At 39.0% G+C, this 3,505-nt stretch carries 5 protein-coding genes; 2 read left to right on the top strand and 3 right to left on the bottom strand.

Going from position 1 to position 3,505, the window contains the following annotated elements:
• Positions 1-40: 40 nt before the first annotated feature.
• Positions 41-811, bottom strand: a complete 771-nt coding sequence (locus AC1DRF_RS19885; RefSeq protein ID WP_477741487.1) for a MerR family transcriptional regulator — start codon at positions 809-811, stop codon at positions 41-43.
• Positions 812-969: 158 nt separating this feature from the next.
• Here AC1DRF_RS19885 and AC1DRF_RS19880 point away from each other — a divergent pair, with 158 nt between their 5' ends.
• A complete protein-coding gene (locus AC1DRF_RS19880) occupies positions 970-1,422 on the top strand; it encodes a MarR family winged helix-turn-helix transcriptional regulator (RefSeq protein WP_097825250.1) in 453 nt (150 codons plus the stop codon).
• Positions 1,423-1,444: 22 nt separating this feature from the next.
• Positions 1,445-3,052 (top strand): MDR family MFS transporter, encoded by a 1,608-nt coding sequence (locus AC1DRF_RS19875; RefSeq protein WP_237074414.1) that lies wholly within the window; start codon positions 1,445-1,447, stop codon positions 3,050-3,052.
• A 34-nt stretch (positions 3,053-3,086) separates the two neighbouring features.
• Here the strand turns inward: AC1DRF_RS19875 and AC1DRF_RS19870 are convergent, their stop codons facing one another.
• Positions 3,087-3,239 (bottom strand): hypothetical protein, encoded by a 153-nt coding sequence (locus tag AC1DRF_RS19870; protein WP_013057796.1) that lies wholly within the window; start codon positions 3,237-3,239, stop codon positions 3,087-3,089.
• Positions 3,240-3,264: 25 nt separating this feature from the next.
• Positions 3,265-3,447, bottom strand: coding sequence for a YolD-like family protein (locus AC1DRF_RS19865; RefSeq protein ID WP_013083869.1), 183 nt, complete (start codon positions 3,445-3,447; stop codon positions 3,265-3,267).
• Positions 3,448-3,505: the final 58 nt, after the last annotated feature.

Genomic DNA, 3,505 nt, shown 5'->3' with positions numbered 1-3,505 from the left:
ATATATGCCAGTTGTTCGTCTTTAGATTGAATTGATTTAGTTATATCTCATTGTCTTTTTGTTTATTGTTTTTAGCGTCTGCAAATACACTCATCGCCTCGTTCATAAATTTGGCTAATCCTTTTCCGTAGCGGTCAATGGTAGTTGTAAATCGCTCATCTTGCACATACATTTCTCCGAGACCTTTAAAGGCTTCTAATGAATACGTTCCAAAGTTCTCATTTAAAAATTTATACCATTTCCCAATAGCTTTTTGAGCTTCTGTAGAGGATGGTGACAGATTACGAAGCGAAGCTAGGTGAGTGTAGATACTTTCCCATTCGTTTGACATGTGCTGCTGTTCTTCTTGTGAGAAGCTTTGTACTTTTTCATTCGCTTCATCTACCCGCTGGTTTCCCCAGCGCTTCCGTGCTTCTTCTTCGTATGGGTTATGCGAAAAATCCAGTCCTTTAAACCGCTCTTTTTCGTTCATTTCAATCGCTCCTTCTTCATATTGAATCGTTTTATTAATGGTTACAATCATTTGATCGAGCCGACTGCGTTTTTCAATCAGCATGTTTTTTTGCAGTATCAATGCTTCTGTGCGATTAAACGTCGGGTCTGTTATAATCTCGTGAATTTGTTTTAAAGGGAAGCCAAGTTCTTTAAAAAATAATATTTGTTGAAGCATATCGAGATTAGCCGCTGAATAAAGCCGATAGCCGGATTCACTAACGGCATCAGGTTTTAATAGCCCGATTTCGTCATAGTGATGCAGCGTGCGGACGCTGATTCCTACTAAGTCAGCAACTTCTTTTGTTTTTCTGTTCATTCTTTCATCTCCCTTCTGAAATCTACTATAAAATATAACGCAGCGTAAGGGTCAATACTAAAAAAGAAATAATTGACTTTTAGTTTATATGCATTTATATTTAATTAGCATTAACTATTTATGACATGAAATAAATAAGCAAGCCTGGAGGAATAGATGTGACAAAAAGCAATCAGTATCTTGGAGAGATTCGTTCATCGCTTCAAGTGCTATTTGAAAAAATGCAGCCCGAAATGATGGAGAGCCTAAATGAGCATGAGATGACTCCTACGCAATTATTTGTTCTTTCTTATTTAAAGAAAGTAGGGAGCAGTAAGGTTTCTCAAATTGCAGAACTCATGGATGTCAAACCGAGCGCCGTGACTCTTTTAGTGGATCGTCTCGAACAGCACAATTTTGTTGTAAGAGAACATAATAAAGAGGACAGACGAGTCGTTGATATTACCTTAACGGAATTTGGGTATCGCAAGCTTGAAGATGTGCTGAATGGTCGAAAAGCCATTATGGACCGCTATCTTTTGCATTTAACAGAAGAAGAGCTTTCTATGATGGCTTCTATTACGAAAAAGCTTGCAACGTCAGCTGCTTCTTATAAAGATAAGCAGCAGTAACAAAAAAGAGGAGAGACACACGATGGAAAATCAAAAAAATTCAAAGCGCACGCTCTTATTAATTGGGTTAATTATTGCGATGTTCTTTTCTGCACTTGATGGAACCATTGTCGGAACAGCTATGCCAAGAATCGTAGGAGATCTTGGTGGATTGAGCATGATGACATGGCTGACAACAGCCTATTTATTAACGTCGACAACAGTTGTTCCGATTGCAGGAAAGCTCGCTGATTTAGTAGGGCGCAGAGTAATTTATGTTACAGGACTTATTATTTTTATGGTTGCTTCTGCTCTATGTGGAATGGCAAATAACATGACAGAGCTTATTTTATTCCGTGCATTACAAGGAATTGGCGGCGGCGTTATGATGCCGATGGCAATGATTGTAATCGGTGATTTATTTACAGGAAAAGCACGAGCAAAATTTCAAGGAGTATTCGGAGGAATTTACGGTCTTGCTTCTGTCATCGGTCCACAAATTGGCGGATGGATTGTTGATTCACTGAACTGGAAATGGGTGTTTTACATCAACTTGCCGGTAGGGATACTCGCTACCGTTTTTATTGCCCTGGGACTTCAAGGAAAGAAACATACGGGACCTGTGAAATTCGATGTAGCCGGTATGTTCACAATGGTTATCGGAGTAGTGAGCTTGCTTTTGGCCCTGAGCTTTGGAGGAAAAGACTACGACTGGAACTCTTGGCAAATTATTAGTCTATTTACACTTGCTGTTGTGGGGATCATAAGCTTTATTATTGTGGAAAAGAAAGCGAAAGAGCCGATTCTTCCGATGTATTTATTTAAGAACCGAACGTTTACGCTGTTAAATATCATTGGCTTTTTTATGAGCATCGGCATGTTCGGAGCCATTACGTTTGTTCCATTCTTTATGCAAGGAATCGTTGGAGTCAGCGCCTCGGAATCCGGTACCATTATGACACCGATGATGATTTCAATGATTGTGACAAGTATTATTGGAGGGCAGCTTGTTTATAAAGTTGGAATCAAGCCTCAAATTGTTACGGGTATGCTCATTATGGCAGGAGGGTTCTTCTTGTTAACAACATTAGACCTTCATACTAGCAAACTTGTTGCCACTTCTTATATGGCCATAATCGGTTTAGGAATGGGGCTTGTAATGCCAATTTTAACACTTGCTCTTCAAGAGAGCTTTTCAAAAGAAGAGCTCGGTGTGGTTACATCATCAAGTCAATTTTTCCGTTCAATTGGAGGAACGTTCGGTATTACGATCTTAGGAGCGGTAATGAATGCAAAATCAGGTACGCTTCTTAGTGACAAACTCGTTCCATATTTAAACACATTGCCTGCTCAAGCAAGTGCTTTTGCAGACGGGTTTAAAAAAGCGATTGATACGAATCCTGAAAGTGTGCTGCAGATGCTGTTTAGCCCTGAGGCGCTAAAGAGTATTCCAGCTGCGCTTTCAGACAGCATTGTGCCAATTTTGAAGACCTCGCTAATGAGCGCATTGCACAGCGTCTTTTTCATGGGCTTAGCTTTTATTATTTTAGGAGCGGTATGCACATTGTTCTTAAGGCAGATCAAGCTTTCAAATAAAAAAGCCGAAGAAAAACCAGAAGAAGGCATTGCTGAAGTAGAGCCATCACATTAAAAAAAGCGCACAAATTTGTGCGCTTTTTTCTATATTAACTAGTTGTTTCATTAGGCTTACGAAGAAAAGGAGATTGTTTAGACGTGTCATACGAAATTTGATCAAGCAAATACGTTAAATATAAGTTCAGTTCAAATCGATCTTCCGACACAAAATCTGTAAGCGCTTGCTTATTATCTTTCCACATGGTAATTCCTCCTTAATTTTACATACTAATGAATGGATTTAATATCAGAAAGCAAAAGGGAAACAACGGCTTCATTTTCGTCTTTTACGGATAGAATTTGCTGATGGAGATTTAAGTTGTGCACGCGGCCTTTGCACGTTTGCAACGTCCCATCTTTATAGTAAGAAACAGTTATCGTCCCACTTTTCGTTAATTCTCGTAAAAACATTCAAAAAGCCTCCTTAAAAAAGATTACCTGATTTAAAAGCCAGTCCTTTCATTTGAGA

This window comes from Priestia sp. P5_B4 (assembly GCF_056400385.1).
The sequence above is the reverse complement of the archived record's forward strand: the minus strand, read 5'-3'. Positions and strand labels throughout refer to the sequence as shown.

What these genes read in the sequence shown, in the direction of transcription:
- AC1DRF_RS19870 (WP_013057796.1), bottom strand. Translation starts at nt 3,239, where the DNA reads ATGTGGAAAGATAATAAGCAAGCGCTTACAGATTTTGTGTCGGAAGAT.
- AC1DRF_RS19865 (WP_013083869.1), bottom strand. Translation starts at nt 3,447, where the DNA reads ATGTTTTTACGAGAATTAACGAAAAGTGGGACGATAACTGTTTCTTAC.
- AC1DRF_RS19885 (WP_477741487.1), bottom strand. Translation starts at nt 811, where the DNA reads ATGAACAGAAAAACAAAAGAAGTTGCTGACTTAGTAGGAATCAGCGTC.
- AC1DRF_RS19875 (WP_237074414.1), top strand. Translation starts at nt 1,445, where the DNA reads ATGGAAAATCAAAAAAATTCAAAGCGCACGCTCTTATTAATTGGGTTA.